5 protein-coding genes are annotated in these 5,193 nt (G+C 76.8%); 1 reads left to right on the top strand and 4 read right to left on the bottom strand.

Annotation, left to right across the window (positions count from 1 at the left end):
• A partial coding sequence (locus EPD83_RS19720) for an Nramp family divalent metal transporter (protein ID WP_205859637.1) occupies positions 1–422 on the bottom strand: 422 nt, incomplete at its 3' end.
• Positions 423–581: 159 nt separating this feature from the next.
• On the opposite strand from EPD83_RS19720, the gene EPD83_RS19715 reads away from it, so the two are divergent.
• Positions 582–2,258: an FAD-binding dehydrogenase gene (locus EPD83_RS19715; protein ID WP_165567041.1), complete on the top strand. Its 1,677-nt coding sequence runs from the start codon at positions 582–584 to the stop codon at positions 2,256–2,258.
• 146 nt (positions 2,259–2,404) lie between these two features.
• Here EPD83_RS19715 and EPD83_RS19710 read toward each other — a convergent pair whose 3' ends face one another.
• From EPD83_RS19710 to EPD83_RS19700, 3 genes are all read right to left on the bottom strand, one after another.
• A complete protein-coding gene (locus EPD83_RS19710; RefSeq protein ID WP_205859636.1) occupies positions 2,405–3,475 on the bottom strand; it encodes an alcohol dehydrogenase catalytic domain-containing protein in 1,071 nt (356 codons plus the stop codon).
• The gene (locus EPD83_RS19705) at positions 3,472–4,581 is read right to left on the bottom strand and encodes a TDT family transporter (RefSeq protein WP_235950748.1); all 1,110 of its coding nucleotides are present in this window, start codon (positions 4,579–4,581) and stop codon (positions 3,472–3,474) included. Before EPD83_RS19705 ends, EPD83_RS19710 begins: the two co-directional genes overlap by 4 nt.
• 62 nt (positions 4,582–4,643) lie before the next feature.
• Positions 4,644–5,193, bottom strand: a 550-nt coding sequence (locus EPD83_RS19700; RefSeq protein ID WP_235950747.1) for a LysR substrate-binding domain-containing protein, incomplete at its 5' end; no start/stop codon positions are given.

The following is a 5,193-nucleotide window of genomic DNA, read 5'->3' as shown; positions in this document are numbered from 1 at the left end:
CCGATGAGCGCGGAGATCACGCCCCAGGCCGTCACCGACAGCGCGGGGAAGAGGCTGTAGAGGGCCAGGCCGGTGCCGGCCATGGCCGCGGCGCCGTAGACGAAGCCCCAGACCACGATGTACGGGCCGAAGTACCACGTGGTCCAGCGGCCGAGGGTCTGCCAGCCCTCGAAGATCGTGCGGCCCGTGGCCAGGGAGTACCGCCCGGCGCCCTCGACGAGCACGATCTTCATGACGCACCCGAGGACCACGGCCCAGAGCAGGGCGTAGCCGTAGCGGCTGCCCGCGACCATCGTCGCGACGAGGTCGGCGGCGCCGACCCCGGTCGCCGCCACGACGAGACCCGGCCCGACGAGCCGCCAGCGTGGGGCGTCGGCCTCCGGTCCGCTGGTCGTCGTGGTCTCTCCCGCATCCGTCGCCATGGCCGGTCTCCTTCGGTCCGCCGCCACGTCGCTGTGGCGGTCCGGGAGGGAGCATGCCCACGCTCCGGCGGGCAGGACCAGGGTGCGGCGGCCGTCGCGGGCCGATCCTTACGTGATCCGAAGACTGACCGCGACGGCGCGACTGCCTAGGGTGGCGGCATGGACGCCGATGTCGTCGTCGTGGGGGCCGGGATCGCCGGCCTCGTCGCCGCCTGCGAGCTCGCGGACGCCGGCCGGTCCGTCGTGCTCCTGGACCAGGAGTCCGAGGCGAACCTCGGCGGGCAGGCGTGGTGGAGCTTCGGCGGGCTGTTCCTCGTCGGGTCCCCGGAGCAGCGACGGATGGGCGTCAAGGACTCCGTCGAGCTCGCCTGGCAGGACTGGGAGGGCTCGGCCGGGTGGGACCGGCTGACCGGGCCCGACGGCTCGCCCGGCCCGGACCACTGGGGCCGGGAGTGGGCGCGGGCGTACGTCGACTGGGCCGCCGGGGAGAAGCGGGCCTGGTTGCGCGCGCAGGGTGTCTCGTTCTTCCCGGTCGTCGGCTGGGCCGAGCGCGGGGACGGCACGAGCGGCGGGCACGGCAACTCCGTGCCGCGCTTCCACATCCCCTGGGGCACCGGCACCGGGGTCGTCGCGCCCGTCGAGCGCCGGGTGCGTGAGCACATGGCCGGCGGGCGCGTCGTCTACCGGCCGCGGTACCGGGTGGACGCGCTGGTGACGACGGGCGGGGCCGTGACGGGGGTACGCGGGAGCGTCCTCGCGCCCGACGCCGCACCGCGCGGGGTGGCGTCCTCGCGGGAGGCGGTGGGGGAGTTCGAGCTCGGGTCGCAGGCCGTGGTCGTCACCTCCGGGGGCATCGGCGGCGACCACGACCTCGTCCGGGCCGCGTGGCCCACCGACCGGCTGGGCCCGGCGCCGTCGACCCTGCTCACCGGGGTGCCGGCGCACGTCGACGGGCGGATGATCGGCATCACCGAGGCCGCGGGGGGCGCGGTCGTGAACCGGGACCGGATGTGGCACTACGTCGAGGGGGTGCGCAACTGGGACCCGGTGTGGCCGGGGCACGGCATCCGCATCCTGCCCGGGCCGAGCTCGCTGTGGTTCGACGCCCACGGCGACCGGCTGCCGAACCCGTACCTGCCGGGCTTCGACACCCTCGGGACGCTGGCCCACCTGCGCCGGACCGGGGCCGACCACTCGTGGTTCGTCCTCAACCGCTCGCTCGCCGGCAAGGAGCTCGCGCTGTCGGGGTCGGAGCAGAACCTCGACCTCACCGAGCGGCGCTACCGCGACGTGCTGCGGCGGCCGGTGACCCCGGTGCAGCCGTCGGTGCAGGCCTTCCTGGACCACGGGGAGGACTGGCTGACCGCCGACTCGGTGCGCGGGCTCGCCGCCGCGATGAACGCCCTGGAGCCGGACCACCCGGTCGACCCCGCGCACCTGGAGCGGCAGGTGGTCGAGCGGGACCGGCAGGTCGAGAACCCGTTCACCAAGGACGCCCAGGTGGCCGCGGTCCGGGTGGCGCGCCGCTACCGCGGCGACCGGCTGACCAAGCGCGCCCACCCGCTGCACCGCATCCTCGACCCGAAGCACGGGCCGCTCGTCGCCGTCCGGCTGCGGGTGCTCTCGCGCAAGACGCTCGGCGGGCTGCACACCGACCTCTCGGGGCGGGTGCTGGACGGCGCCGGTGACCCGGTGCCGGGGCTGTACGCCGCCGGCGAGGTCGCCGGGTTCGGCGGCGGGGGCCTGCACGGGTACCGGTCGCTCGAGGGCACCTTCGTCGGCGGCTGCCTCTTCAGCGGCCGCACCGCCGGACGCGCCGCCGCCGGCGCGCTCTGACCCGACTACCCGGTCGGCCGCGCGCCGGCCCGGCGGACATTTCGGGGTCACCCCGAAATGTCCGCCGGAACGCGGTTCGTAAGCCGGGTCTCGCGGACGATCCGGGGTCTCGACAGCCGCGCGCGACGGGTCGCGGCGCGCCCTCGTCACGCGGTGGGGTCGAGGAGGACCTTGAGGCTCGTGGGGTCGGTGCGCAGGGTCTCCAGCGCCTCGCCGTACGCCGACAGCGGGTAGCGGTGGGTGACGAGGCCGTCGGTGCGGACCCGGCCCGAGCGCAGCAGGGCGAGCGCCCGGTCCATGCAGTCGACCTGCGCGAAGGAGCCCTTGACGGTCAGCTGCCGGCGGAAGACGTCGTAGGGGCTCCACGAGACGCGGGCGTCCTCGTCGCACATGCCGTAGACGAAGACGGTGCCGTTGGTCGCGGTGAGCCCGGGCAGGACCTCGACGACGGACGCGGCACCGGTGACGTCGACCGTCACGTCGAACCCGCCCGGCTGGAGGTCGTGGAGGGTCGCGGCGGTGGCGGCGGCGTCCCGGGTGACCTGCACGACCCGGTCGGCGCCGTAGGTCCGCGCGAGGTCCAGCTTGAACGCCGTCGGCGCCGCCACGGTGACCCGGCCCGCGCCGCCGTGCAGCAGCAGCTGGGCCAGCAGCAGCCCGGTGGTGCCCGCCCCGACGACGAGGACGTCGGCGCCCGGGCGCAGCGCGAGCACGTCCGCCCCGTGCACGGCGCACGCCAGCGGCTCGGCGAGGACGGCGACCTCGGGCGGGAGGTCCTGCGCCGGGTAGACCTTGTGGGCCGGGCTGAGGAGCGACTCCGCGAAGCCGCCGGGGGCGTTGACGCCGAGCGATCGGAAGTCCTCGCAGTACAGGTGGTCGCCGCGCGAGCACGTGGGGCACCGGCCGCAGGCCGACGCGTTGTCGACGGCCACCCGCTGCCCGACCTCGACGTGCCCGACGCCGACGCCGACCTCGCGGACGGTGCCGGTCGACTCGTGGCCCGGCGTCAGCGGGAAGGAGGCGAAGAAGCCGCCCTCGTGCAGGTGCAGGTCGGTGCCGCAGAGCCCGGCCAGGTCGACGTCGACGACGACCTCGCCCGGGCCGGCGACCGGCCGCGGGACGTCGCGGACCGCGAAGGAGCGCGGCTCGTCGTAGACCAGGGCCCGCATCGTCGGGGCGGGGCCGGGGGCGGGGGCGGCGTCGGCGCTGGTCGTCACCCGCCCATCCTGGCCCACCGCACCGTCCGCGACGCCTCGCGCGTCGGGGCGCCCGGGTGTCGGGCCGCGGCGACGGCGGACAGCGACGCCGTGGCGCAGAGGGACCAGGTGCCGCAGAGCACGGCGAGGACGACGGCACCGACGGCGGTCAGCACCGTCGATCCGGTGGCCGCCCCGAGGAGGTGGGCGCCGAGGGAGAGGGTCCCGACGGGGAAGGTGAGGGCCCACCAGCCGGGGGTGAAGGGCATCCGGCCGAGGAACCCGCGGGCCGTGACGACCACCGCCCACGCGACGAGCGGGAGGCCGATCGTGAGGACCACGACGCCGTAGCCGGCGGCGACGTCGTGGGCGAGGGACGCGGCGTCGGGCGCGAGCACCGGGGCCGCGGCGGTCGCGATGGCCTGGGCGGCCGCCGCCGACTGGCCGACGATGCCGAGCGGGATCCAGGTCGAGGGCGAGGCCGCGAGGGCGACGGGCGAGACGCGCCAGTGGTGGTGGTAGCCGATGCCGAAGACGAGGAGGCCGAGGACGAGGGCGAGACCGAAGCAGGCGCTCGTGACGAGGACGACGAGGAAGCGGCCGCCGTCGCCGAGGTACGGCGCGAAGGCCGTCCCCGTCGTGGCCGACACCATGGGCGGCACGATGGGCAGGCCCCAGACGAGGGTCGGCGGGCCGGGGTGGCCGCGCAGCAGCACGACGGAGAAGCCGAGCGCGGTGGCCAGCCCGAGCACGGTCCCGGCCGTCCACAGGACGGCGTCGACGCCGACCGCGAGCGCCTCGGCGCCGGGCACGGCGACCGGGAGGACGGTCACGGTGGCGGAGCCGACGGCGAGCAGTCCCATCGCGACGGTCCCCCACATCGGCAGGACGACCGGGTCGGTCGTCGTGGCCCGCAGGGTGCCCGGCCGGCGCGCGACCCGGACGGCGAACGCCCCGCCCAGCCCGAGCAGGACGGCCCAGGCCAGGACGAGGACGACGACGGCGGCCAGGTGCAGCGGCCCGGTGGCGGACCCGCCGTGCAGCTGGAGGAGGGTCGCGAGGATCCCCGTGCCCATGACGGCGGGGAACCACGACGGTCCGGGTGGGGGGAGGGCGGGGCGGCTCACGCCTCGATGCTCGCGCCGACCGGGCGGGCCCGGTAGCCCTCGCCACCCTGGGATGTCACAGGCTAGTCCTGTGGCTGACCGCTCCGCGCGATGAGGGCGACGAGGTCGCGGGCCGCGCCCCGGGGCGGGACCCGGCCGCCCACCCACAGCGCCGTGAAGACACGACGCGTGGCGATGCCGCGGGTCCGGACCTCGACGAGGGCGCCGGTCGCGAGGGCCGGTGCGGCCGCCCGGCGGCTCACGACGACCGGCGGGCCGCCGGAGGTGGCGGAGGCGAGGAGGGCCGCCGTCGTGTCCAGCTCGACCTCGGGCGGGGCCGGCTCGGCGCCGGCCGCCCGGACCGCGTCCTCCCACACCCGCCGGGTCCCCGAGCCGGGCTCCCGGCTGCCGAGGGGACGCCCGGCCACGGCGGGGGCGTCGACCGGGGTGCGCCGCCGCGCCCAGGGGTCGTCGGGGGCGGCGACGAGGACGAGGGTGTCCTCGCCGACGTCGGCCGCGGACAGGCCGGTGCGGTCGACCGGTCCCTCGACGAAGCCGAGGTCGGCGACGCCGTCGCGCACCGCGGTGGCGACGGCGGCGGAGTTCGCGGCGTGGAGGGTGACCCGGGTGCTT

Source organism: Phycicoccus flavus (assembly GCF_004025965.2).
Lineage (GTDB): Bacteria > Actinomycetota > Actinomycetes > Actinomycetales > Dermatophilaceae > Phycicoccus > Phycicoccus flavus.
The sequence above is the reverse complement of the archived record's forward strand: the minus strand, read 5'-3'. Positions and strand labels throughout refer to the sequence as shown.

Bases quoted from the DNA above. Each gene is read 5' to 3' on its own strand.
- EPD83_RS19715 (WP_165567041.1), top strand. From the start codon at position 582: ATGGACGCCGATGTCGTCGTCGTGGGGGCCGGGATCGCCGGCCTCGTC.